This window comes from Pedobacter sp. TM02, assembly GCF_059705275.1.
Genome location: NZ_AP046530.1, coordinates 1,040,661 through 1,064,362, shown reverse-complemented (window position 1 = coordinate 1,064,362; position 23,702 = coordinate 1,040,661). Strand labels below are relative to the sequence as shown.

24 protein-coding genes and 1 tRNA gene are annotated in these 23,702 nt (G+C 43.6%); 20 read left to right on the top strand and 5 right to left on the bottom strand.

The features are described from left to right. The first annotated feature begins 48 nt into the window (after positions 1 to 48). Genes AC6H1S_RS04555 through AC6H1S_RS04490 form a run of 14 tightly spaced genes read left to right on the top strand, consistent with a single transcriptional unit; the run spans position 49 to position 13,548 of the window. Positions 49 to 732 (top strand): FkbM family methyltransferase, encoded by a 684-nt coding sequence (locus AC6H1S_RS04555; protein WP_199141788.1) that lies wholly within the window; start codon positions 49 to 51, stop codon positions 730 to 732. Next, positions 729 to 1,892 carry a glycosyltransferase family protein gene (locus AC6H1S_RS04550; protein ID WP_497565302.1) on the top strand — a complete coding sequence of 388 codons (1,164 nt, stop codon included), beginning with the start codon at positions 729 to 731 and terminating at the stop codon, positions 1,890 to 1,892. Before AC6H1S_RS04555 ends, AC6H1S_RS04550 begins: the two co-directional genes overlap by 4 nt. After that, positions 1,889 to 2,920 carry a glycosyltransferase gene (locus tag AC6H1S_RS04545; protein WP_497565300.1) on the top strand — a complete coding sequence of 344 codons (1,032 nt, stop codon included), beginning with the start codon at positions 1,889 to 1,891 and terminating at the stop codon, positions 2,918 to 2,920. The genes AC6H1S_RS04550 and AC6H1S_RS04545 overlap by 4 nt, the downstream gene beginning before the upstream one ends. Positions 2,921 to 2,943: 23 nt before the next feature. Further along, a complete protein-coding gene (locus AC6H1S_RS04540; protein WP_199141652.1) occupies positions 2,944 to 3,897 on the top strand; it encodes a hypothetical protein in 954 nt (317 codons plus the stop codon). A 47-nt stretch (positions 3,898 to 3,944) separates the two neighbouring features. Continuing rightward, complete coding sequence (locus tag AC6H1S_RS04535) at positions 3,945 to 5,126, top strand: glycosyltransferase family protein (protein WP_497565299.1); 1,182 nt, start codon at positions 3,945 to 3,947, stop codon at positions 5,124 to 5,126. Continuing rightward, positions 5,123 to 6,421: a glycosyltransferase gene (locus AC6H1S_RS04530; RefSeq protein WP_497565298.1), complete on the top strand. Its 1,299-nt coding sequence runs from the start codon at positions 5,123 to 5,125 to the stop codon at positions 6,419 to 6,421. The genes AC6H1S_RS04535 and AC6H1S_RS04530 overlap by 4 nt, the downstream gene beginning before the upstream one ends. Further along, complete coding sequence (locus AC6H1S_RS04525; RefSeq protein WP_497565297.1) at positions 6,405 to 7,220, top strand: FkbM family methyltransferase; 816 nt, start codon at positions 6,405 to 6,407, stop codon at positions 7,218 to 7,220. Before AC6H1S_RS04530 ends, AC6H1S_RS04525 begins: the two co-directional genes overlap by 17 nt. Next, complete coding sequence (locus AC6H1S_RS04520; RefSeq protein WP_497565296.1) at positions 7,213 to 8,346, top strand: glycosyltransferase family 4 protein; 1,134 nt, start codon at positions 7,213 to 7,215, stop codon at positions 8,344 to 8,346. The genes AC6H1S_RS04525 and AC6H1S_RS04520 overlap by 8 nt, the downstream gene beginning before the upstream one ends. Continuing rightward, positions 8,333 to 9,793, top strand: a complete 1,461-nt coding sequence (locus tag AC6H1S_RS04515; protein ID WP_497565295.1) for an exosortase Y-associated Wzy-like protein — start codon at positions 8,333 to 8,335, stop codon at positions 9,791 to 9,793. The genes AC6H1S_RS04520 and AC6H1S_RS04515 overlap by 14 nt, the downstream gene beginning before the upstream one ends. Beyond that, positions 9,756 to 10,904 (top strand): XrtY-associated glycosyltransferase XYAG1, encoded by a 1,149-nt coding sequence (locus tag AC6H1S_RS04510; protein ID WP_497565294.1) that lies wholly within the window; start codon positions 9,756 to 9,758, stop codon positions 10,902 to 10,904. Before AC6H1S_RS04515 ends, AC6H1S_RS04510 begins: the two co-directional genes overlap by 38 nt. Continuing rightward, positions 10,905 to 11,528, top strand: a complete 624-nt coding sequence (locus tag AC6H1S_RS04505) for a class I SAM-dependent methyltransferase (protein ID WP_199141647.1) — start codon at positions 10,905 to 10,907, stop codon at positions 11,526 to 11,528. Positions 11,529 to 11,532: 4 nt separating this feature from the next. Beyond that, complete coding sequence (locus tag AC6H1S_RS04500; RefSeq protein WP_497565293.1) at positions 11,533 to 12,396, top strand: glycosyltransferase family 2 protein; 864 nt, start codon at positions 11,533 to 11,535, stop codon at positions 12,394 to 12,396. Positions 12,397 to 12,401: 5 nt separating this feature from the next. Beyond that, a complete protein-coding gene (xrtY, locus tag AC6H1S_RS04495; protein WP_497565292.1) occupies positions 12,402 to 13,019 on the top strand; it encodes an exosortase Y in 618 nt (205 codons plus the stop codon). Continuing rightward, a complete protein-coding gene (locus AC6H1S_RS04490; protein ID WP_497565290.1) occupies positions 12,994 to 13,548 on the top strand; it encodes a WcaF family extracellular polysaccharide biosynthesis acetyltransferase in 555 nt (184 codons plus the stop codon). The genes xrtY and AC6H1S_RS04490 overlap by 26 nt, the downstream gene beginning before the upstream one ends. A gap of 76 nt (positions 13,549 to 13,624) precedes the next feature. On the opposite strand, the gene obgE is transcribed toward AC6H1S_RS04490, so the two are convergent. From obgE to AC6H1S_RS04465, 5 genes are all read right to left on the bottom strand, one after another. Further along, positions 13,625 to 14,626 (bottom strand): GTPase ObgE, encoded by a 1,002-nt coding sequence (obgE, locus tag AC6H1S_RS04485; protein WP_497565289.1) that lies wholly within the window; start codon positions 14,624 to 14,626, stop codon positions 13,625 to 13,627. Between the two features lie 71 nt (positions 14,627 to 14,697). Next, positions 14,698 to 15,267, bottom strand: a complete 570-nt coding sequence (locus AC6H1S_RS04480; RefSeq protein ID WP_199141007.1) for an adenylate kinase — start codon at positions 15,265 to 15,267, stop codon at positions 14,698 to 14,700. 499 nt (positions 15,268 to 15,766) lie between these two features. Beyond that, positions 15,767 to 15,840, bottom strand: a tRNA-Arg gene (locus tag AC6H1S_RS04475). Between the two features lie 97 nt (positions 15,841 to 15,937). Continuing rightward, positions 15,938 to 16,402 carry a redoxin domain-containing protein gene (locus AC6H1S_RS04470; protein WP_497565288.1) on the bottom strand — a complete coding sequence of 155 codons (465 nt, stop codon included), beginning with the start codon at positions 16,400 to 16,402 and terminating at the stop codon, positions 15,938 to 15,940. Positions 16,403 to 16,499: 97 nt separating this feature from the next. Continuing rightward, positions 16,500 to 17,408 carry an SDR family oxidoreductase gene (locus AC6H1S_RS04465; RefSeq protein ID WP_497565287.1) on the bottom strand — a complete coding sequence of 303 codons (909 nt, stop codon included), beginning with the start codon at positions 17,406 to 17,408 and terminating at the stop codon, positions 16,500 to 16,502. Between the two features lie 477 nt (positions 17,409 to 17,885). On the opposite strand from AC6H1S_RS04465, the gene atpD reads away from it, so the two are divergent. The 6 genes from atpD to ilvD all read left to right on the top strand — a co-directional run bounded on the left by atpD (position 17,886) and on the right by ilvD (position 23,701). Then, positions 17,886 to 19,388 carry a F0F1 ATP synthase subunit beta gene (gene atpD / locus AC6H1S_RS04460; RefSeq protein WP_199141004.1) on the top strand — a complete coding sequence of 501 codons (1,503 nt, stop codon included), beginning with the start codon at positions 17,886 to 17,888 and terminating at the stop codon, positions 19,386 to 19,388. 78 nt (positions 19,389 to 19,466) lie between these two features. Then, positions 19,467 to 19,718 carry an ATP synthase F1 subunit epsilon gene (atpC, locus tag AC6H1S_RS04455; protein ID WP_199141003.1) on the top strand — a complete coding sequence of 84 codons (252 nt, stop codon included), beginning with the start codon at positions 19,467 to 19,469 and terminating at the stop codon, positions 19,716 to 19,718. A gap of 92 nt (positions 19,719 to 19,810) precedes the next feature. Further along, positions 19,811 to 20,221 carry a hypothetical protein gene (locus tag AC6H1S_RS04450; protein ID WP_497565285.1) on the top strand — a complete coding sequence of 137 codons (411 nt, stop codon included), beginning with the start codon at positions 19,811 to 19,813 and terminating at the stop codon, positions 20,219 to 20,221. Between the two features lie 300 nt (positions 20,222 to 20,521). After that, positions 20,522 to 20,650, top strand: a complete 129-nt coding sequence (locus AC6H1S_RS04445; RefSeq protein ID WP_255530660.1) for a hypothetical protein — start codon at positions 20,522 to 20,524, stop codon at positions 20,648 to 20,650. A 135-nt stretch (positions 20,651 to 20,785) separates the two neighbouring features. Beyond that, positions 20,786 to 21,676, top strand: coding sequence for a branched-chain amino acid transaminase (locus tag AC6H1S_RS04440; RefSeq protein WP_199141001.1), 891 nt, complete (start codon positions 20,786 to 20,788; stop codon positions 21,674 to 21,676). 345 nt (positions 21,677 to 22,021) lie between these two features. Beyond that, complete coding sequence (gene ilvD, locus AC6H1S_RS04435) at positions 22,022 to 23,701, top strand: dihydroxy-acid dehydratase (RefSeq protein ID WP_199141000.1); 1,680 nt, start codon at positions 22,022 to 22,024, stop codon at positions 23,699 to 23,701. Position 23,702 lies beyond the last annotated feature (1 nt).

The following is a 23,702-nucleotide window of genomic DNA, read 5'->3' as shown; positions in this document are numbered from 1 at the left end:
CTTTCCAGAATTACCAATTTTTTCACTAATCGGGCACGATTAAACAAATTGAGGCACACCCCGGCCCAAGCCCTCACGCTGGGCCATATCGACTCATTGGAGCTATTAGAGAAAGTTGGTTCGGCAATTGAAGTAAAAACCATTTTAGATATTGGCGCAAACGAGGGAACCTGGACCTTATTGGCCAAGGCTATATTTCCCGACGCGCAGGTTCTCGCTTTCGAGCCCTTAGCGATCCATATGGAGGCCCTGCATCAAAATGTAGCCCATTTAAAGGATGTCCGCATTTTTCAATTAGCCACTGGAAACTTCAATGGCCCTTCAACAATCTATATCTCGTCTTTTTCAGATGCTTCCAGCATGCTAAACGCTACCCCTGCGCTTCGGGAGGAATTCAAAATATCAGAAATAGGCCAAACCCAAATCGATGTGGTTAGACTCGACGATTTTTTCACGGCAAACGCTATTCCCGAAGCTGTCGATCTGATGAAGCTCGATATTCAGGGCTACGAACTGGAAGCATTAAAAGGTGCGCCATCTTTACTTCGTGCTACCCGGTACCTGATTATGGAAGTGAGCTTTATAGAATACTACCACAAACAACCCTTATTTGAAGAAGTAGTTGCTTTTATGAATGATCATGGATTTAAATTATCGGCATTTGGGCAAAACCTGCAGCGTGGCAAGAAGCTTACGCAACTTGATGCGCTATTTGAGAACACCCGTCAATGAATATATTCCTAGCCTTTCTGCAAGCTAAAACCGCCCATCCCATACCCGCCTATTCTTTTTGGGAGTATTACATCAAAAACGGAATTGAAGAAGCCGGATGTCAATGGACTGAGGCTGATGTGGATTGGGCCGAAGGCTTGGCACACAGCCATAACCAAGCCAAGTTGGAAAGATGGAAAACAACAACCTGGGAAAAAGTGGTTGCCACCATCAGGATACAGCACCTTCAAAAACCCATTTCATTTTTTTTAAGCTATTTTTACCCCCATCAGGTTGAAAAGGAAGCCATAAAAAAAATCCAGGATTTGGGCATTCCATGCATAAATTTCTTTTGCGACAACGTCAGGGAGTTTACGAAGGTTCCCGCCGAATTTGCCGTATTTGACCTGAACTGGGTTCCCGAATACAAAGCTTTGCCTTTTTATAAAAAAGCAAAATACAACTACATCCATCTGCCTATGCCCATGTGGGTAGCGCAGCGATACCGTAGCCTACCAGATACGGAAACCACCGAGATTTCTTTTATTGGCTCAAAAGACATCCTTCGAACCATGCTGTTCGAAGAAGCGGTACAATATCCTATCGATTTAACAATTTATGGGGCAGGCTGGACAGAAGAAACCATAACAACAATTGCTGGTTCTGGCACAAACAAAGGCTTGATAAAAAAAATCAACCATCAGGTGCAATTTATAAATAGATTTGGCTTAGCGGCCTATATCGAAAAATGGAAGCAACGGAATTACAGGCCGCTTATGAGTTCTGCTTTACAGTCCAGGTTATCTGGAAAAATCGACTTTGACAGCTATATCAAAATTACTAAAGAAAGTATGGTTACGCTTGGCGTAAGCCGTTACCCCAGTTTTAGGCATTCGCTAACAAAACCGGATACTTATTCTAGGCTAAGGGATATTGAAGCGCCCATGCTGGGTGCATGTTACCTTACCGAATATACGGCAGGGCTAGAGGAACTCTACGATCTAGGGAGCGAAATAGAGACATACAGTAACGTGGAGGAAATGGCACAAAAAATAGAAAAGCTTCAAAAAGACAAGCAATTAAGGTTGCAATTGCGCAACATGGGACAGAAAAGAGCCTTGAGCGAGCATAGCATTGCCAATTCATTGGCCAAGATCAAATTGCAATTAAACATCAAATGAGAATAGCCATCACTGCCGATCCTTATATCCCGGTTCCGCCAATCAATTACGGTGGCATCGAAAGAATCATTCATTTTTTAGTTGAAGGCCTGGCTCAGCACGGCCATGAGGTTATCTTGGTTGCCCATAAGGATTCCAAAGTAAGCGTAGCACAGCTTCCCTATACCACAAGCGCTGCAGGAACGGTTGCGCAATTCAAAAATATATATACACTTTCAAGGCTCAAAAAATGGAAGCCAGACGTCATCCATAGTTTCAGTAGGCTGGCTTATCTCCTACCCTTTCTAAAATCAGGCATTCCAAAACTCATGTCTTACCAAAGGGAGCCCACTCTAACCCAAATACAAAAAGCGGTAAAAATAGCCAGAAAAGGCACCTTGGCCTTTACCGGTTGCAGCAACTATATCGCTAACCAGATTAGCCCTTATGCCAAAGCCTTTACGGTTTATAACGGTGTAGATCTCCAGATTTATGATTACAGCCCATCGGTTCCGACAGATGCCCCATTGGTTTTTTTAGGGAGAATAGAACCCATAAAAGGTACGCATACTGCCGTAAAGGCCGCCTTGGCTACCCACAAAAACCTGATCATTGCCGGTAATATTCCGCCAGCACATCAAAACTATTTCAATGAAATGGTCAAACCTTATCTGGGCAGTCAGATCAGCTATATAGGTCCGGTGAACGACCACGAAAAAAACGAATTGCTCGGTGCTGCAGGCGCCTTTCTTATGCCTATCGCTTGGAACGAACCATTCGGCATTGTAATGGCAGAAGCGTTGGCCTGTGGCACACCGGTTATTGGTTACCCGAGAGGCGCCGTAAACGAAGTGGTAAAGCATGGGGTTAATGGCTACATTGCCAATGGTTTTGAAGAGTTGTGCCAATACATTAACCAATGGAACCGCTTATCGAGAGCAGCAGCGCGAGAAAGTGCCGTAGAAAATTATTCGAGTGATAAAATTATCTCCGATTACCTTAAGATTTACCAAATGCTGCAGGATAAAACCATCCCGCTATTTCAATAGTTACCGAGATAGACCTTGATCAAATGAATCATCAGATAACCTTACAGATCAACCTTTCGCCAGGAGATATCAACTATGCACAGCTTACGGTTCCAGCATTGGTTGCTTCACATGCCGATATACCCCACAGGTTGCTCGTAGTGGATTGCTGCAAGCCCCAAAAAACGAAAATTGTAGACCCTGACATTAAATTTCCCGAGCCATTATTTAAGGAAAGAGTTAGGCAAATCAAGTCTATCGCCAATAACCTTTTAAAAGAAGGCGTTGCCACTGAAGTATATTTTCTAGAGCCTGGCGATCCATTAATTGCCCATATTTCCAAAAAGTACTTCAGGAACATCGTAAAGGAAACCCATGAATATGGGGGTATTGGCATTAGTTCGTATTTGGCCGGACTGGAGCTCACCAAGACCCGGTTCATGCTGCATTTTGATGGCGATATGCTTTTTCATCAATCCAATGGTTTTAAATGGTATGAACATGCTTTACGAATACTCGAGGCAAATCCCGATTGCATTTCTGCTACCCCTGGCATTGCCCCCTTAAACGGCATGGCTATACAAAAACCTAGCTTAGACCATTGGTCTGCGTTTACCAAAGTGGCTGGCGGTTATAAAGATACCTTTTTCTCAGCTCGCCAGTTCCTGATCGACAAGCAACGGCTGGCGCGATATCTTCCGCTGCTGAAAGGCCCAGCACTTTGGGAAACCCTTTTGGTGAAATACCTTAACAGGGGTTATCCAAGGGCCGTGGAAAACATTTTCTTCAAACGGTTTCGTTCGGCTGGTGCTTACCGTTTCATGCTTGAATCTGAAAACTGCTGGGTGTTACATCCCTTGCAAAAACCTGAGCCCTATCTTGCCATTTTACCAGCCATTATCGAAAAAGTCTACAAAGGCGACATTCCCAAAGCGCAGTTGGGCCACGAAAACATTCAGCTTGAAGCTTGGCAATCTTTCCTGAAAGAAGAAAATTGAAATCGATCGTTATTATTACTTCCGGCCAGCCCGCTACTAATCCACGTTTGGTAAAAGAAGCCGACACCTTGGTCGAAGCGGGTTATGAGGTAAAAGTAATTTATCAATACAGAGATGAATGGGCGGCCCATTTAGATAAGCAGTTACTTGTACAAAAAAAATGGGAGGCTATTTGTGTGGGTGGAACGCCTGTATCAGATAAATGGCTTTATCTTTTGACAAGATTACATCATAAAATCGCACAGCTATTCCTTAAAAGGCTAGGTTTTAAAAGCCTGGCAGCCTTGGGCAGGTGTACCCCGCTACTGATTAAAAAAGCAAAAAAAACAAAGGCCAACCTCTACATCGCACACAACTTGGCTGCATTGCCGGCTGCTGTAAAGGCGGCCAAAACCAATCAGGCCATGGCTGGTTTCGACGCAGAAGATTTTCACCGATATGAAGAAACCGACAACGATTCAGACCCTCTGGTAAAGCTGAAAATTGCGGTGGAGGATCAGTATATACCCCAATTAGATTACCTAACCGTAGCAAGTCCATTAATCGGCGAAGCCTATACAAAGCTTTATCCGCAAGTAAAAAACACGACCATTTTAAATACCTTTGGCATACAGCAATTGGCAGCAAAAAAAACAAAATCGGAACAAGTTCTAAAGCTGTTTTGGTTTTCACAAACTATTGGCGCCAACAGAGGGCTCGAGAGTGTTATTGAAGCCATGGGTTTGGCAAAGCCATGCCAGTTCCAACTGCATTTGCTGGGTGCTTATCAAGAGGCAACTCAAGCTTACTTCGACCAGATTGCCGTTCGTCATAGCCTGACGGAAGGAACGATAGTTTATCACCATCCTATTCCGGAACAAGAGCTATTCTCTTTTGCCCAGCAATTTGATATTGGATTGGCCACCGAGATCGGCTATCCCAAAAACAGGGATATCTGTTTAACTAATAAGATATTTACCTATGTGCAAGCTGGACTTTGCATTGTGGCCTCTAATACTACCGCACAGCAACAGCTAATGTCGGCCTATCCCGGTATGGGACTTACATTTGGAAGTGCAAAAGAGCTGGCCGCTATGTTCGCTGCTTATGCCAACAATCCTGTACTTCTCCGCACGCATCAGCAACAGGCGTTGAAATATGCACATGAAACCCTTAATTGGGAGGAAGAGCAAAAAAAATTCCTGTTCATTATCAAACAATTAGATCTTCGTCAAAATAATAGCCATTGAAGCGATTACTGATCATTTCTCCGCATTTTCCACCCGCCAACACTGCAGACATGCAACGCGTTAGGATGAGCCTGCCCTACTTTGCAAATCTGGGCTGGGAGGCAGAAGTGATTACGGTTGCCCCAACTTATGATGATGTAGTAAAAGACGAGCTTCTACTGGCTTCCGTACCTGCCAACATCAAAATCCACCAGGTGAAGGCCTTGACTAAAAAATGGACCAGCAAATTGGGTTTGGGAAGCCTAGCCTTAAGGTCGCTTTGGTATTTTAGAAAAAAGGGAAATCAATTGTTGAAACAGCAGCGATTCGACCTCATCTATTTTTCTACCACCGAGTTTCCAATATGTATTTTGGGCAGTTATTGGAAAAAGAGATTTGGTACTCCTTATGTAATCGACATGCAAGATCCATGGCATACCGATTATTACAAAAACAAGCCCAAATCAGAACGGCCCAAAAAATATTGGTTCTCTTACCGTTTGCATAAATACCTGGAACCAAAGGCCATGCAACATGTTGATGGTCTTATCAGCGTATCTGAAAATTATATCCAGACATTGCACCTTCGCTATCCCCAACTCCAAACCAAACCTGCCGCGGTTATTACTTTTGGTGCTTTTGATAAAGATTTTGAGATTGCCCAGCAAAACAGCAAACAACTCGGTCTGGCTTTTAGGCAAACCACAGACAAAATCAATCTGATTTACATTGGTCGCGGTGGTTTTGACATGAAACCGGCCTTACAAACCTTATTTGGCGCATTTAAACAAGGGATCGCTTTACAGCCCGACTTATTTGGCAAGGTACAGTTTCATTTTATTGGTACCAGTTATGCGCCAAAAGGCAAGGGCGTGCCAACAATAGCTCCGATAGCCGAAGAACTTGGCCTGTCGGATTATATAACAGAGTATACCGATAGGATAGGTTTTTACCAAAGCCTTAAAAACATGCAGCAAGCTGACGGATTGGTGATCATCGGCTCTGATCAGGCGGCCTATACCGCATCCAAACTTTATCCATACATCCTGGCCAAAAAACCGTTACTGGCCACGCTGCATCCCGAAAGCAGTGCAACCAAAATCATGAAAGACTGCCATGCTGGCCATCTCTTATACATCAACCAAACTCTTGATGCAGCTACGCAAACCATGGCTGCTTATTTAGAATTTATCCATCAACATGTTCCCCCTCCTACCCGCTGGGAAGCATTCGAAACGTTTACCGCGGCGCATACGACCCAAAAACAAGTGGAACTTTTTAACGAGGTTATAAAAAACAATGCTGTTCCTTTATAGATTTATCCTCAGGAGACCTTTCTTCAAAGGACAAGAAAGGCTTTTCAACTACCTCTTTACCCGCCATAAGCTCGGTAGCCAAACCGTTACGGTAAAGCCTATCGAAGGTAATTTCACGATCAATTGCGATCCTTTAACCTGGATTGGTGCCAAAATCATTTATACGGGCAATTATGAGCCTGCACTTAAAAAAGTATTCCGGTCTGTTATTCAAAAAGGCGATTATGTATTAGATGTTGGGGCCAATATTGGCTTTCATACCCTTTATTTTGCCGAACTGGTTGGAGCAACCGGCCAAGTATGTGCATTTGAACCGGTTCCCAAAAACTTCAAGGCTTTAGAAGCCAATATCAGGCTGAACAATTTTAACCATATCAAAGCCCAAAAAATGGCTTTGAGCAATAAGGAAGAACAACTTTATATCCAAGCCGACGAAAACAGCGAAAATCCAGGGACTTTTAATTTATTCGAACTTAATGGCGATACATTGATACATTGTTATAGGGGCGACGAAATTATAGGCACAGAAAGGGTCGACTTTATCAAAATCGATGTAGAAGGCTACGAAAGCTTTGTGATTGATGGCCTGCTCGAAACCATCAAAAAAAACCGGCCTAAAATTATATTCGAATACGACAAGCATTACCACCAAAAAACCGGTCTGCCCGAAGATTATATCTTTTCATTGCTTCAGGGGCTCGATTATTATTTTTTACATGTATATAAAGATGGTCCTAAACCGATCGAACAGTTTAACAATCTTCAATCAGGAAATATTTTAGCCCTGCCGCATGACTAAAAAGCTGGCCATTATCAGTACTCATCCTATCCAATACTATGCTCCGGTATTTCAGCTTTTGGCCAGGCAACTTGACCTGAAGGTTTTTTACACCTGGGGCGAACAGTCGTTGCATAAATACGATAAGGGCTTTAAGCAACATATTGCTTGGGATATCCCTCTGCTTGAGGGCTACGCCTATACTTTTTTGAAAAATACGGCAAAAGATCCTGGAACCCATCATTTTAGAGGCATCGTCAATCCTGATTTAATCAGCGAAGTGCAAAGCTATGGTCCAGATGCCGTTTTGGTTTATGGCTGGGCTTGGCAAAGCCACTTAAAAGCCATGCGATTTTTCAAAGGCCGTATACCAGTTTATTTTAGAGGTGATTCTACCTTGCTGAACAAATCATCGGGCTTGGCCCATAGCCTAAAGCGTCTTTTCCTCAGGTGGGTTTATCGGCATGTTGACCTGGCTTTTTATGTGGGTACGGCCAACAAAGCCTATTTCAAAGCCTTCGGATTAAAAGAGCACCAATTGGTGTTTGCCCCACATGCCATAGACAACGATCGATTCGGTGCAGATAGACAAGATGAGGTAGCGGCACTACGTACAAAGCTGGGTATCGCGGCAAGCGACGTCCTTATTCTATTTGCCGGAAAACTGGAGCCCATTAAAAATCCGCAACTCTTGCTAACCGCATTTAAGGAACTTGCACTAGAAAATGTTCAATTGCTTTTTGTTGGAAATGGCGTTTTAGAAAGCACATTAAAAGCATCAAAAAACAGCAATATACATTTTCTGGACTTCCAAAACCAAACCATGATGCCAGTGGTTTACCAGGCCTGCGACCTCTGTTGCCTACCTTCCCAAAACGAAAGCTGGGGATTGGCTATCAATGAAGCAATGGCCGCGGGAAGAGCGGTACTGGCCTCTAGCCAAGTCAGTTGTGGCATCGACCTGATCAGTCAGGAGAACGGTGCAATTTTTAAGTGCAACGACCTGATTGATTTGAAACAAAAATTAATAGCTTTAACCTCCAAGAAGGAGTGTTTGCAACAAATGGGAGAAAATTCGTCAAAAAAAATTACGCACTGGAGCTTTCAAAAACAGGCAAAAGCCATCAGCAGTTATGTTAACCGATAAATATCAGAATTCTTCCCGCCAAAAAGTCCTGCTCCTTATCTATTTGCCTTGGATAATTTCGGTCATTGTACAGATAGACCCTGTGATTTCGTATTTTACAGCTTGGTTGGGTTCTTTTTTTATTTTCTATTGGACCCTGTTTTCAAGATTGAGGTTTATCGGGCTTGATTTGCCTTTGAGCAAACAGGTCATGCGCCCCATTGTATTGGTTCAGCTCATTTTCGCAGGCTTTATGTGTACCACGTCCATTTTCTATTTTTTAGATCATATGGGCTATGAATATTTTACCAAGGTAAATTTCATGTTGCCTTTTAAACCAAATGAACAAACCTATTTTATTGCCAAATGCCAGCGACTTTCTTTATTGGCTCACGCGGCCTTGGTTACCGGAATGATTGTCAAAATTAAGCAGTACCCCGTTATCAAGCATCGCCTTAATCTTAACCTCGATTTTTTCCTCATCTGGCTTTGCGTGGCCTGTTATCTTCTCGGTGCTGCAACCTCCCGTCTACACAGCATCAGCCAGTTCTCGTATGGTTTGATCAACATTTCCATTACCTGTAGCGCTTTTGTATTCGTGAGAGGCATTGTGCAGCGAAAAACCGGCTTCATGCTATTTGGGGGTGGTCTTTTCCTGGTCAATTTCCTCGCTTCCACCTTAACCGGCTATAAGGAAAGTATCATCATCAATGTCATTATTATCGGCTTTTTGCTTTATCCCTATTTTAAAAAACTCATACTTGTCCTAACTCTTCCAACCCTCTATATTCTGCTCTATATCCTGCCCACATTTGCCAGCATTGTGCGTTCTCAATCCTGGTCTGGCGAAAAAAGCGCACAAGAAGCCCGTTCAGAAGCATTTAATGCGGTACTGGTGAGCGATGAAGCGCAAATAAACGAAACCAACTGGGATTTCCTTACCCTTCGCCTCAGCGAAATAGACATGTTTACCCAATTTGTTAAGCATATTCCGGCCGAGAGGAATTATTACGGGTTAGAAATTGTCGAAAATTCGTTGTTGGCCATTATTCCAAGGGCAATCTGGCCCAATAAGTTTGTAACCGAAACCGTTTCTATGGAAAGGGTATATGAGGCAGGGGTAGCCAACAGAAGTTCGACGGTATCGGCTAAAACCCGCCCGGTGGTTGACGGCTACGTGAGTGCCGGCACAATCGGTGTGTTTATCTCTATTTTCTTATATGGCGTAATTACCCAATGGCTCTGCAACAAGGCCGAAGAATGGTTTGGAGGCTATGAACTGGGCTGCATCGTCATGTTCAACGCGATTTTTCAGAACCTTTGGCGTGGCAATAATTTTGAATTCCTGCTCAACAATATCTTTTATGGCTATTTGGCCATGTATGCCATTTATTGGATTCTTAGACGGTCCAATACTTTAATAGAACTCGATGTTTACGAAGATACTGCAGATCAGCGCCGCCTATAAGCCAGCCTATATTTATGGCGGGCCAACCATGTCGGTGGCCAAGCTCTGCGAAGCACTGGCAAACGCCAACGTGCCGATTGAAGTACTTACCACAACGGCCAATGGGCAAACAGAACTCAATGTAAGGCCTGGCGAAGTGCAAAATGTAGATGGCGTTGCTGTGAGCTATTTTAAACGCTTAACCAAAGACCATACCCACTTCTCGCCCACCCTGTTAAAAGCCTTAAAATCTAAAATCAAGCAAAATAAACAGGTGGTTGTACATATTCATGCCTGGTGGAACCTGGTGTCGCTATTGAGTTGCCAAATAGCCAAATGGAGCAAGGTTCCAGTGGTATTATCGCCCCGGGGCATGCTTACCGAGTATACCTTGGGCAACAGAAATGCCGGCTTCAAATCCATCCTCCATCAGGTAATGGGCAAACGGCTTTTGCGTTATTGCCATATCCATGTGACTAGCGAAAAAGAAAAGCAAGACGTTTTACGTTTCATCCAGCCCAAAAGCCTTACGGTTATTCCCAACCTGGTAGAACTGGGCAATAGGCAGGTTGCGCAACCAAAAAATAGCGATTCAGCGCAACTCAGGCTCATCTTTTTATCGAGGATGGAAGAGAAAAAAGGCTTAGAGCTCTTGCTTAAAGCTTTAGCAAATGTTTCATTCGATTGGTCGCTGAGTCTAGCGGGTTCTGGTACAAACGCGTATGTTGAAAGCCTGCAATTGCTGGTGCAACAACTAGGCATAGTTTCTAACGTGGAGTGGATGGGCCAGGTAAAGCCGGCAGATAAGTTCGAAGTATTGGCCCAGCACGACCTTATGGCATTGACTTCTTACAATGAGAATTTTGCCAATGTAGTGATAGAAAGCCTTAGCGTAGGTACGCCCGTACTGCTGTCAGACCAAGTAGGGCTGGCCGATTATGTGCTGCAAAAGGAGCTGGGCTGGATTTCGACCCTAAACGTCGAAAAAATTGGCGAGCAATTAACCAAGGCTTATCAGGCCAAAGCACAACGCGAAAAAATCAGACAAGTTGCACCCCATTTAATCGCAACGGATTTTAATTCGGCCCAATTGGTCCAAAGATATATTTCACTTTACCAAAAAGTACAATAAATGGCAGATTATAAAGATTATGGCTACCAAAATGCTTCAGCCACACACGCTCACCAATATATTGTAGCACCTATTGTTAAACTGTTAGATAAAAACAGCAATCGCTGTATTTTAGATCTGGGTTGTGGCAATGGAGCTTTGGTAAAAACACTGGTTGAGCGAGGTTTTAATGCCTACGGCACCGATGCCTCGGCAACAGGGATCCAAATTGCTTCCACATTTTCGGCCGATCGTTTTGCCATTCAAGACCTCTCCAGCGACGACCTACCCGAAAAATTTGCGCAGCTTCGGTTCGACACTATCGTTTCTACCGAAGTCATCGAGCATTTATACGATCCAAGAAAATTTATACAGTTCTGTAAAACCATCTTACACAAGAACGGTGGCGGGTCGGTTATTTTAAGTACACCTTACCACGGCTACCTCAAAAACCTATTACTGGCCATTGCTGGCAAATGGGATAGCCATGCCAACCCGCTTTGGGATGGTGGCCATATCAAGTTATGGTCTAGGGCTACCTTAAGCCAACTGCTGGAAGAATATGGTTTTAAGGTAACTGATTTTGTGGGCTGTGGCCGAATTCCTTATGTTTGGAAATCGATGGTAATCAAGGCAACACTATAATTTGATGAACAAGGAATTCAGCTTTATTATTCTTACCTTTAACGAGGAAGAACATTTGCCCAGGCTGCTCCAATCTATAGCAGGTTTGCATGCACCAACCTTTATCCTCGATTCGGGCAGTACAGACCAAACCTTGGCCATTGCCCAGCAATATGCTGCGCTGGTTAAAACCAATGCTTTCGAAAACCATCCCAAACAATGGGATTTTGCCCTAAAAAACTTCGAAATCACTACGCCTTGGATCATTGGCTTGGATGCCGACCAAATTGTAACGCCAGAGCTTTTTAAGCAACTCGAAAATTTCAGCAATAGTGATTATGCCAACATCAATGGCATCTATTTTAACCGAAAAAATTATTTTAAGGGCAAATGGATCAGGTTTGGCGGCTTTTACCCCAAATACCTGCTCAAAATGTTCAGAACCGGCATTGGTTTTTCCGACCTGAACGAAAATATGGACCATCGGTTTATTGTCCCGGGAAAAACCGCCATCTGGAAGAAAGGCCATATCCTGGAAGAGAACCTGAAGGAAAACAAAATCAGCTTTTGGATAGCCAAGCACAACCGCTACAGCGATCTGATTGCCCAGGAGGAAATAGAACGACTTCATAAACAGCGTGAACAGACGCTAAAACCTAATTTATTCGGAAATCCAGACGAGCGGAATGCCTGGCTTAAAAGATTATGGTGGAAATTACCCTTGGGTTTGAGGCCTTTTTTCTATTTTAGCTATCGCTTAATTTTTAAATTGGGTTTTTTAGACGGATCTACAGGTATCTTGTTCCATTTTTTACAGGCTTTCTGGTTCCGCTTAATCGTCGATGTAAAGATTAAGGAAATACTAAAGGAAACGCATTCAACAAAATAATCGATATGGAACAGCCGCTCGACAAGAAAAAAGCTAACCGCACAGCCATCCTATTTGTAGTTAAACTCTTGTTCTTCTATTTTTTGTTTAGTCAGGGTAATTTGTTCATGAACAGTGCAACCAGCGAAGGCGGACGCTTCTACAATCCATTTTTGGCCGAGCACTTCAACTATATTCAAGCTTTAAGAACAGCGCTTATTGTTCCGGCAACCTGGATCATTAAGCTCTTTGGCTTTTATGCCATCCACAACAATACCGATGTGTTGGTCGTTGATGGGCCTTACCTACGTGTTAACTACGCCTGTTTGGGCATTGGCGTGATGTCTTTCTTAACAGCCTTTGTGATTGCTTTTCCGGCCAAACTCAAAGCCAAGTTTAAGCTCTTGGTTTTTGGGCTCATCCTCATTTATGTGCTCAACATGTTGCGCATTGCGGCTTTGGGCGTACTTTTGGGCTTTTTCAAATCGCAACGCAATAATTTTACGTACCACCACGAGGTATTCAATATCCTGGTTTATATTATTATTTTCTTTGTACTTTATTATTGGGTAAAGAAAAATACGGTCAGGCCAACTTTATCAAAATCAGATACGCCAATTGAACAAGCCAACCCAGCTTCATAAGAATTTCGACAAAAAGGATTTCAATCCTGGTGCTTCGGGCTTCAAGATAACCTGTTGGTATTTGACCAGCCTGCTCTTTTTCAGGTCGGGATTGATGCCGATCAGCTCGGTATTGGTATTTTTATTGCGTCTTTTTGGGGCCAAAATTGGTAAAGATGTTAGGATAAAGCCCTATATCTATGTGCATTACCCTTGGAAACTCAGTGTTGGCGACCATTCTTGGCTGGCCGAATGCAGGATAGAAAACCTTGACCGGGTTAGCATCGGCAAAAATGTATGCGTTTCGCAACAAGCCATGTTGCTTACTGGCAACCATGATTATAAAAAGGCAGGTTTCGATCTGATCACTAAGCCTATTACCTTAGAAGACGGCGTTTGGATTGGTGCCAAAGCCATCGTTTGTCCGGGTATCAAAGCCCATTCGCATGCCGTCCTCACCGTAGGTTCTATCGCCACCAAAGATTTAGCAGCCTATTCGATTTATCAGGGCAATCCGGCAGTGAAGGTAAAAGATAGGCTGATTGACTGATCAGTTCATTCGTCGTTAGTTCATTAGTGATTAGGCATTAGTTTATTGGAAACTGTTAACTGAAAACTAAAAACTGTTAACCTTCCGCGTTAATCGCCTCCCAAAGCATATCTTTCAGGTTAACCAAACCTTGTTGCGCTACCGATGAAATAAACACGGTTGGCACCTGAGGCAGTTCAGCCTTCATTTCCTCTTTCAATTCATCGTCTAATAAATCAGACTTGGTCACTGCCAAGAGATGCGGTTTCTGCATCAATTCCGAATTGTATTCTTTCAGCTCTTTTTTCAAGATTTCGTATTCTTCGGCAATGCTTCTGCTGGTATCGGCCGGCACCATAAACAACAGCACCGAATTGCGCTCGATATGACGCAAAAACCTAAATCCGAGTCCTTTGCCTTTCGAAGCACCTTCAATAATGCCTGGAATATCAGCCATTACAAAAGATTTGCCGTTTCTGTAAGATACGATACCCAGGTTAGGCACCAAGGTGGTAAAAGGATAATCGGCAATTTCTGGTTTGGCAGCCGAAAGCACCGATAACAAAGTAGATTTTCCGGCATTGGGGAAACCTACCAAGCCTACATCGGCCAGCACTTTGAGCTCCAGTACCATCCACTCTTCTTTTCCTGGTTCGCCGGGCTGTGCAAAACGCGGGGTTTGTTGCGTTGGACTTTTAAAGTGCCAATTGCCTAATCCGCCCCTGCCGCCAGGCGTTAATATTTTGGTTTCGCCGTCTTGAGTAATTTCAAAAAGCACTTCGCCAGTTTCGGCATTGCGGGCAATGGTACCCAAGGGTACTTCTAAGATTTCGTCTTTGCCCGTGCGACCGGTCTTTTGTCCGCTGCCACCGCTTAGGCCATCTTCTGCTATGATATGCTTACGGTATTTGAGGTGGAGCAAGGTCCAGAACTGCGAATTGCCTTTGAGGATAATGTGGCCGCCTCTGCCGCCATCGCCCCCATCGGGACCACCGGTTGCCGTTAGCTTATCGCGGTGCAAATGTGCAGAACCTGCCCCTCCCTTGCCAGAACGGCAACATATCTTAACATAATCTACAAAATTTGATCCTTGCGACATAATCACTCCTTTAAAATAAAAAAGCGGAAAGAACCTAACCTCTTCCCGCTATTCCTTTATCTATTTATTATTTAATACTGATCAATAACCGCACAAAGGCTGTTAAAAATGGTTTCGATTTCACCGATTCCATTAATTTTGGTCAGTTTTTTTTGTTCATCGTAGTAGGGCAGCACCAAAACGATTTTATTGAAATACTCGTCAATACGTTTTTGGATCTTGTCTGCCTGGTCATCAACCCTGCCACTTTCCTTTTGGCGTTGGGCCACACGCTTAGTCAGTTCGTCTTTGTCTACATCAAGGGCAATTACACCTGCAATTTTGCTTCCCTTGCTCTCTAAAAACTTGTCTAATTCTACGGCTTGCGGAATGGTTCTCGGAAAACCGTCGAACACAAAGCCTTTGGCCTGCGGATTTTTGTCTACTTCTTCTTCCAGCATGTCGATGGTGATCTTATCGGGTACCAATTCGCCATCAGCAATCAATTGACTCACTTTTTTGCCCAGTGGTGTTTGATTTTTAATGTGTGCTCTGAAAAGATCTCCGGTTGAAATGTGGACTAACTGATACTTGTCTATCAGTTTCTGAGATTGGGTGCCTTTGCCTGCACCTGGAGGGCCAAAGAGAACTAAATTCAGCATTAAGGTCTAGTTAGTTGAAACTTCCAAAAGGAAGATTATTACTGATTAAAAATAACACAAATCAACCCACGTAAGGCTAATCCTTTGCGGCTGCAAATATATAAATATAAATCGGCTATCCTCTTATTTTTTTAAACTTTGGATAGAGCAAACGAGTGCGTGCCAATTATATAGCGCAGGGAAACCGAACCTGCATTGCTGGCTTGTACTTCTTTGTTGCGCCTATAGGTTTCAGAAAGGCAACTCCGTACGCCAAATAGCGAATAAGACACACCCGATCATAAAAAGACAAAGTCCGCTCCTATCGTCAAAGTACGATGATCGTCTTTTTTCAGACTCCGATACACCAATGTATATGCGGCAACCATTCGCCCATGAAAAGCATAACAGTAATGAAGATATCAAATTGTTGCCGAAAAACACAAACCTCCAAAAAAGAGTCTCAGAAAAAACGCAACCTAATAAAAAAGCCCTAGAGAAATCTCTAGGGCTTTAGCGGTGCACTCGTAGGGATTCGAACCCCAAACCTTCTGATCCGTAGTCAGATGCTCTATCCAATTGAGCTACGGGTGCATTGCCGTTTCTAACGGACTGCAAAAGTAAGGCTTCAAATTCAATTTCACAATTTTTATTCAAGAAAAATTGAATTATTTGCCGAAATCAATTGCAGCTACGCTTCTACAGCCTGTTTAATCGCATTAAAATCAGGCAAATCGCCCGCCGATTCCAAAACTTCGGCATACGCAATCTTTCCTTCTTCGTCAATCACAAAAGCCGCTCTTTTCGAAACGCCTTTAAGACCGAAAGCAAATTCGTTATAAAGCGCATCGTATGCGGGTGAAACTTCTTTGTTGAAATCGGAAAGCAAAGGGAACTGATAAGCCTGGTCTTCCTTAAATTTGGCCAGGGTGAACGGCGAATCGACCGAAATGCCTACTACACCGGCATTCATGCCTTCGTAATAGCCAAAACTGTCGCGCATGGTACACAATTGCGTGGTACAAACGCCGGTAAAGGCCATTGGAAAAAAGTGGATTACCAATTTCTTGCCTTGGTAATCGGCTAGGCTTACTTCTTTAAGCTCTGTATTCAATAATTTAAAATCTGGGGCTTTATCGCCTACTTGTAGTGCCATATTTGAGGTGGTTTTTATTGTTAAATTGCTGTTATTGTTGATTTCGATAGCTATTGGTAGCTAAACTGGAAACTGCCAACTGAGAACTGCCAACTGCTTATCCTCTAGCCTTCAGCTGTTCGTCTACAATCGCTAATCCTTCTTCAAAGCTATGAGGTTGGTAGTGAAGTTGGGTCATGGCTTTGTCTAAAATAAAACCCGTACGCACCGGACGTTTGGCGGCCTGGTTTAAAGTAACGGCACTGATTTCGTTGATGAGGCTTTTGTCGAGACCCCAAAAATCGGCTACCCGGGCCACCAGCTCCGAAATGCTCATCATGTCTTTGCCTGAAACGTTAAAAACACCTTGCGCGTCGTATTCGACAGCCAACAGGCAGCAAGTGGCCAAATCTTCGGCAAGTGTTGGCATGCGCCATTGGTCGTTTACAATATTTAACGGATTGCCTTTTTCCAAAGCACCTTTTGCCCAAAGCACAATATTGCTCCGGCTCATGTCGCTTACAATGCCGTATACAATAATGGTACGCAGAATGGCCCATTTGATATTCGATTTTTTGAGCAGTTCTTCTGCCTCCAGCTTGGTTTGTCCGTAATAGCTCAGCGGATTGGGCTTGGCTTCTTCATCATAAGGCCCATTGGCACCATCAAAAATAAAATCGGTTGAAAGATGCACCAGCTGGATATCGAACTCTTCGCAAACCCCAATTAAAGTCTGTACTGATTCTACATTGAGTTGATAAGCCAGTTCTTTTTCGGTTTCGCAGATATCTACATTGGTCATGGCCGCCGTGTGGATAATGGCATCGGGTTTATACAAAGCCACTACTTCGCGTACTTCCTTCGGATTGAGGATATCCATTGGGGCATAAACATAGCCGGCAGCAACCGGATACCGATTGGCACCTTTGGCGGTAGCAATAAGCTTTACACCACCTTCATTTATGATTTTCTCGGTAATTTTTTGGCCCAGCAGGCCATTGCTCCCAGTAACTAATACAGTTTTCATCAGCTCTATTTCTATGTTTATGCAAATGTATTCGTTACTGGCCTAACCTCCCAATTAAAAAAGAAATTGCGCTCCATGGCTTTCGCAACACGCATTTAAAACACTGTTTCTGAAATTGGCCATTTAAAACCGGGTTACACTTTGTACCCGAACCGCCACAGGCCGCAATAAAAATACTCGAAGCCATACCCAGCAAGCATAAGCTAATTTTTTGTCCATACTTTAGTTTTTGGTTAATGAAATCCGGCTTGCTTAAACCAAACAATATCGAACCCTAACCAACTGATAACTAACTACTAACCTACCCAACAGTCGCTTCGAAAAAACAGTGGCATTTTAGCTATTTTAGCCATGTTGAAAAACTTTTTATTTATGTGTAAAATTTTGTCGGAAAACTCTTAGCTTTGCAGACCGAAATACAAGCGTTTAAAAACGCCTTTAACATTTTGATTTTTATAATTTTACCAAAAACAATATATGCCTAACATTGGAAAAATAGCGCAGATCATCGGACCGGTAGTTGACGTAAGTTTCGCTAACGATGCCCATTTACCTAAAATTTTCTCTGCATTAGAGATTACCAAAGAAAACGGACAAAAGATCGTTCTCGAAGTGCAACAACACCTTGGCGAAGACCGTGTACGTGCCATCGCAATGGACTCAACCGACGGTTTGGTTCGCGGCATGGAAGCACTTGACACAGGCTCTCCTATCACAATGCCAATTGGCGATGAGATCAAAGGCCGTTTGTTCAACGTAGTTGGAGAAGCTATCGATGGTATCAACACCGTTGATAAAACCGGTGGCAGGCCCATCCACAATGCTCCTCCTAAATTCGACGAGCTTTCTACCGAAACCGAAGTACTTTACACAGGTATCAAGGTGATCGACTTGTTAGAACCTTATGCAAAAGGCGGTAAAATTGGTTTGTTCGGTGGTGCCGGTGTAGGTAAAACCGTATTGATCATGGAATTGGTAAACAACATCGCCAAAGCTTATGCAGGTCTTTCTGTATTCGCGGGTGTAGGTGAGCGTACTCGTGAGGGTAACGACTTATTGCGCGAATTTATCGAATCAGGCGTAATCAATTACGGCGACGAGTTCTTGCACTCGATGGAAAAAGGTGGCTGGGATTTGAGCAAGGTTGATACCGACAAATTAAAAGAATCAAAAGCAACATTGGTATTCGGTCAGATGAACGAGCCTCCTGGTGCACGTGCCCGGGTAGCCCTATCGGGTTTAACCGTAGCCGAGTACTTCCGTGACGGCGATGGCGAAGGCGCTGGAAAAGATATCCTTTTCTTCGTCGACAACATCTTCCGTTTTACGCAGGCAGGTTCTGAGGTATCGGCACTATTGGGCCGTATGCCATCGGCAGTAGGTTACCAACCAACTTTGGCCACAGAGATGGGCTTGATGCAAGAGCGTATCACTTCAACCAAACGCGGTTCGATTACTTCGGTACAGGCCGTTTACGTACCTGCGGATGACTTGACCGACCCTGCTCCGGCTACAACTTTTGCCCACTTGGATGCTACAACCGTACTTTCACGTAAAATTGCCGAGCTAGGTATCTATCCTGCGGTGGATCCATTGGATTCAACTTCACGTATCCTTTCGCCAGCAGTTTTGGGCGACGAGCACTACAACACCGCTCAACGCGTAAAAGAAACCTTGCAACGCTACAAAGAACTGCAAGACATCATTGCCATCTTGGGTATGGACGAATTATCTGAGGAAGATAAATTGGTTGTGTCTCGTGCACGCCGTGTTCAACGTTTCTTGTCGCAACCTTTCCACGTAGCTGAGCAGTTTACCGGCTTAAAAGGTGTATTGGTTGACATTAAAGATACCATTAAAGGTTTCAATATGATCATGGATGGCGAAGTTGATGAATATCCTGAAGCTGCATTTAACTTGGTAGGCAGCATCGAAGATGCTATCGAAAAAGGCAAAAAACTATTGGCAGAAGCAAACTAGACGTGAGACATTAGATCTGAGAAGTGAGACGAGATAAAATCTCATGTCTTAAATCTCAAATCTCAAATCTGATCAAGAATGAATTTAGAAATATTAACTCCAGACAAAAAAGTTTTCGAAGGCGAAGTAACCTCGGTTACAGTTCCGGGAACTTTGGGATCTTTTCAAATTTTAAAAGACCACGCACCGATCATCTCTACTTTAGAAGACGGACCGGTAATTATTAAAGGTGCTTCTGGCAAAGAAGAGAATATCTTTAACATTAAAGGAGGCGTAGTAGAAGTTCTGGATAATAAAATTGTAGTATTGGCCGAAGCTGTTATTGCTTAGTTGATCGCATAACCTGTTCGCAGGCATAAAAAAACAAAAGCCCTTTGATGATTTCAAGGGGCTTTTTATTTTGAAGATAAAATTACCCTTCCATGAAACTAACGATTCTCAGGTGGCTACTCATCGCCTTCTTCGTACTGTTGATTATTGTGGAAGTGTGCTATGCAGAAAACCGAAGGTATTACTATCTCAATGACAGAAGAATTGGCCTGCTGTTGTTATTAGTTTCTGTATTTTTGATCCAAAATAGGTTCACCTGGTTGCTCATGTTGGTCATCTCAAGTTATGGCCTATACAACTATTTCACTTATGCTCGCATCGCCTCAAGCTATACCACTATGGAATTTACGGCAAGACTTTCTGCAGTATGTTTTGCGGAAAGCCACCCTAGTCTGGCCGCCCGTTTATGCAACGGATTTTCCTTTATATTCTATATATCTACCTTGATTTTATTCCTTACTCCCTACATCAGGAGAAAATACAATATTGGTCTGGTAAAATAACTCTAAAACGCAACCTAACCTGCACAAAAAACAGCTGCAATTTTGAAGTTTTTATGACGGTTTTTCCAATTTCAGGAAGAAAATTGCAAAATTTACAATGCAAGCATAATATGTATACCGAATACCAAAATCATATTTAGTCTACACCTCACCAATATTCAATCCTAAAAAAGGTGCTTTATAAAAATAATATTCTGATTTTATATAAAAATCAGAATATTATTTTTTTTCATTTATTTTCTATTTGCTATTGATAGTTTATAGACCAAAAACTAAATTGGTTTTTATAAAACAATAGCAATGATCCGTCATCAAAACAGGAACCTGACTTCAACAAACCAACTGGCTTTTTTGCCGGTGGCTTTGCTGCTGTTCCCTATGGTGCTGCTCAACTTTAAGCAGCAGGAGACGTCGTGCATGAATTTTTAATTAACCTAAAAATAACTGAAGCGTCTCCACCAAAAAGAGACGCTTTTTTAATAGCAAAACCAGATGAACAAACATGTTTTGCCAGTAAAGCAAAGCAACTACAAGAAATAGCAACAGCAACAATAAACAATACCCATGAAATATTACAATTCGAGCACACTGATTTATTTGAACGGAAAGTTCGTGAAAGCCGCGGAAGCCAAAACCGATTTGTACGGCCAATCGCTACACTACGGTCTGGCTGCTTTCGAAGGCATTAGGGCCTACAAAACCCACAATGCCACCCGAGTATTCAAAATAAAGGAACATTACAAACGCCTGCAACGTTCTTGCGAGCTGCTGAACATTCCTTTTCATTGGGATATTAACGAACTCATTAAACAAACCTATCGCCTGCTCGAGTTGAACAACCTCAAAGATGCTTACATCCGCCCTTTGGTATACAGCGAACCTAATATGTCGCTGGTTGCCCCACAAGCCGTATCGATCATGATCTGTGCCTGGGAATGGGGCTCATACCTTGGCGATAAGCAGCTAAAGGTTTGTATCTCTCCTTTTCAGCGCCCCAACCCAAAATCTACTTTTGTAGAAGCAAAAATCAGTGGCCACTATGTAAACTCTATTTTGGCTTCAACGGATGCCAAGCAAAAAGGTTTTGATGAAGCCTTATTGTTAGATATGAACGAAAACGTAGCCGAAGCCCCTGGGGCCAATATCTTTATCGAGAAAAACGGCAAACTTTACACGCCATCATTAGGCAACATTTTAGCGGGCATTACCCGGGCCACCGTCATTGAGCTTTGTCAGGTATTGGATATTGAGGTGATCGAAAAACCGATCAGCGTAGCCGAACTTAAGAGTGCCGATGGCGCCTTCTTCTGCGGTACCGCCGCCGAAATTGTAGGCATCCACACCATCGACGACGTGGTTTATCGACAAAGATGGAGCGACAGCATTGGCGCTACCATGCAAAGAGCCTACAAAAACCTGGTGCTCGAAAAGGTAAACTACGAAGTTATTATCTAGTCCTTGCCCTGTGGCGTACAGGGATCTAACATTATACTCTCACCCCTGTCTTGTGGCACACAGGACAATGCTATAGGCGCCTCAACATGGTCTGCAGCTCACAGACCATGAAAAAATAAAATAGTTCTTTGTTTTTTTCAATTTGTTAGTATGTTTGTGTTCAACGTCAACAACGACATGAACTTGATTACAAACATTATTAGCAACATTATTATTGTCATTTCTTCAACAAGAGGTGGAATACGTTGCGTATAATCAAAAAATATACATCAACCGAAACCGCCTTCGCAAGAGGCGGTTTTTTTTTGCCTCAAAAAACAGAAACACTAACGATATACTACAAAAATGGAATTAAATAAATACAGCAAGACCTTTACCCAAGACCCTACACAACCTGCCGCACAAGCTATGCTTTATGGCATTGGCCTTACAGATGCCGATATGGAAAAAGCACAAGTAGGTATTGCCAGCATGGGCTATGACGGCAATACCTGCAACATGCACCTGAACGATCTTGCCCAGATTGTCAAAAAAGGTGTATGGGAAAACGACTTGGTCGGCTTGATTTTTAACACCATTGGCGTAAGCGACGGCATGAGCAACGGCACCGAGGGCATGCGCTACTCGCTGGTAAGCCGCGACGTGATTGCCGATTCGATCGAAACCGTTTGTGGAGGCCAATATTACGATGGTTTGATTACCATTCCGGGCTGCGACAAAAACATGCCGGGTTCTTTAATGGCCATGGGCCGATTGAACCGTCCGTCAATCATGGTTTACGGAGGCACCATTAAACCGGGCCATTACAAAGGCGAAGACCTCAACATTGTATCAGCTTTCGAAGCGCTCGGCAAGAAAATTGCCGGCCAAATCGACGATTTCGATTTTAAGGAAGTGATTAAGCACGCCTGCCCCGGAGCAGGCGCCTGTGGTGGCATTTATACGGCCAACACCATGGCGGCCGCAGTTGAGGCCCTGGGCATGAGCCTTCCCTATTCTTCATCAAATCCGGCACTTAGCGACGAGAAAAAAGCCGAGTGCGTAGCCGCTGGAAAAGCCATCCGCGTTTTGCTGGAAAAAGATATCAAGCCAAGCGACATCATGACCCGTAAGGCTTTTGAGAACGCCATCGTAACCATCATGGTTTTGGGCGGTTCTACCAATGCAGTTTTGCACCTCATTGCCATGGCAAAGAGTGTAGATGTGAAATTATCACAAGACGATTTTCAGGAAATCAGCAACCGCATTCCGGTATTGGCCGATATGAAGCCAAGCGGACGCTACATGATGGAAGACCTGCATAAAATTGGCGGCGTTCCGGCAGTTATGAAATACCTGCTGAACAAAGGCTGGCTGCATGGCGATTGTTTAACCGTAACCGGAAAAACATTGGCCGACAATCTAGCCGAAATCCCAGATTTGAACTTCGACGAACAAAAAATCATTTTCCCTGCCGAAAATCCGATCAAAGCCACCGGGCACCTGCAGATTTTATACGGCAACCTGGCCGAAGGTGGCAGCGTAGCCAAAATCAGCGGCAAAGAGGGCGAGTTTTTTGAAGGCCCTGCACGTGTATTTAATGGAGAATTTGATTTAATCAATGGCATTTCGAGTGGCCGTGTAAAACCTGGCGACGTCGTCGTTATCCGCGATGTTGGTCCGAAGGGCGCACCAGGCATGCCAGAAATGCTTAAGCCAACATCCGCGATTTATGGCGCCGGATTGGGTAGCAGCGTAGCCCTGATTACCGATGGCCGCTTTAGTGGCGGTACGCACGGCTTTGTGGTGGGCCACATTACCCCAGAGTATTTTGATGGGGGCCTGATCGCCTTTGTTGAAGACGATGACACGATAGCAATCAGCGCCATCGAAAACACCATTACGCTCAAAGTACCTGAAGAGGTGATTGCCCAGCGCAAGGCCAAATGGCAACAACCCGAATTGAAAATCAAAAAGGGCGTATTGTTCAAATATGCCAGAACCGTAACTACCGCAGCCGAAGGTTGCGTAACCGATGAAGCTTAAA

Coding starts and splice junctions, on each gene's coding strand:
- AC6H1S_RS04515 (WP_497565295.1), top strand. CDS start 8,333: ATGTTAACCGATAAATATCAGAATTCTTCCCGCCAAAAAGTCCTGCTC.
- AC6H1S_RS04480 (WP_199141007.1), bottom strand. CDS start 15,267: ATGCTGAATTTAGTTCTCTTTGGCCCTCCAGGTGCAGGCAAAGGCACC.
- AC6H1S_RS04520 (WP_497565296.1), top strand. CDS start 7,213: ATGACTAAAAAGCTGGCCATTATCAGTACTCATCCTATCCAATACTAT.
- AC6H1S_RS04505 (WP_199141647.1), top strand. CDS start 10,905: ATGGCAGATTATAAAGATTATGGCTACCAAAATGCTTCAGCCACACAC.
- atpD (WP_199141004.1), top strand. CDS start 17,886: ATGCCTAACATTGGAAAAATAGCGCAGATCATCGGACCGGTAGTTGAC.
- ilvD (WP_199141000.1), top strand. CDS start 22,022: ATGGAATTAAATAAATACAGCAAGACCTTTACCCAAGACCCTACACAA.
- AC6H1S_RS04465 (WP_497565287.1), bottom strand. CDS start 17,408: ATGAAAACTGTATTAGTTACTGGGAGCAATGGCCTGCTGGGCCAAAAA.
- AC6H1S_RS04470 (WP_497565288.1), bottom strand. CDS start 16,402: ATGGCACTACAAGTAGGCGATAAAGCCCCAGATTTTAAATTATTGAAT.
- AC6H1S_RS04550 (WP_497565302.1), top strand. CDS start 729: ATGAATATATTCCTAGCCTTTCTGCAAGCTAAAACCGCCCATCCCATA.
- AC6H1S_RS04445 (WP_255530660.1), top strand. CDS start 20,522: ATGATCCGTCATCAAAACAGGAACCTGACTTCAACAAACCAACTGGCT.
- AC6H1S_RS04450 (WP_497565285.1), top strand. CDS start 19,811: ATGAAACTAACGATTCTCAGGTGGCTACTCATCGCCTTCTTCGTACTG.
- AC6H1S_RS04510 (WP_497565294.1), top strand. CDS start 9,756: ATGTTTACGAAGATACTGCAGATCAGCGCCGCCTATAAGCCAGCCTAT.
- AC6H1S_RS04545 (WP_497565300.1), top strand. CDS start 1,889: ATGAGAATAGCCATCACTGCCGATCCTTATATCCCGGTTCCGCCAATC.
- AC6H1S_RS04525 (WP_497565297.1), top strand. CDS start 6,405: ATGCTGTTCCTTTATAGATTTATCCTCAGGAGACCTTTCTTCAAAGGA.
- AC6H1S_RS04440 (WP_199141001.1), top strand. CDS start 20,786: ATGAAATATTACAATTCGAGCACACTGATTTATTTGAACGGAAAGTTC.
- AC6H1S_RS04500 (WP_497565293.1), top strand. CDS start 11,533: ATGAACAAGGAATTCAGCTTTATTATTCTTACCTTTAACGAGGAAGAA.
- obgE (WP_497565289.1), bottom strand. CDS start 14,626: ATGTCGCAAGGATCAAATTTTGTAGATTATGTTAAGATATGTTGCCGT.
- AC6H1S_RS04540 (WP_199141652.1), top strand. CDS start 2,944: ATGAATCATCAGATAACCTTACAGATCAACCTTTCGCCAGGAGATATC.
- atpC (WP_199141003.1), top strand. CDS start 19,467: ATGAATTTAGAAATATTAACTCCAGACAAAAAAGTTTTCGAAGGCGAA.
- xrtY (WP_497565292.1), top strand. CDS start 12,402: ATGGAACAGCCGCTCGACAAGAAAAAAGCTAACCGCACAGCCATCCTA.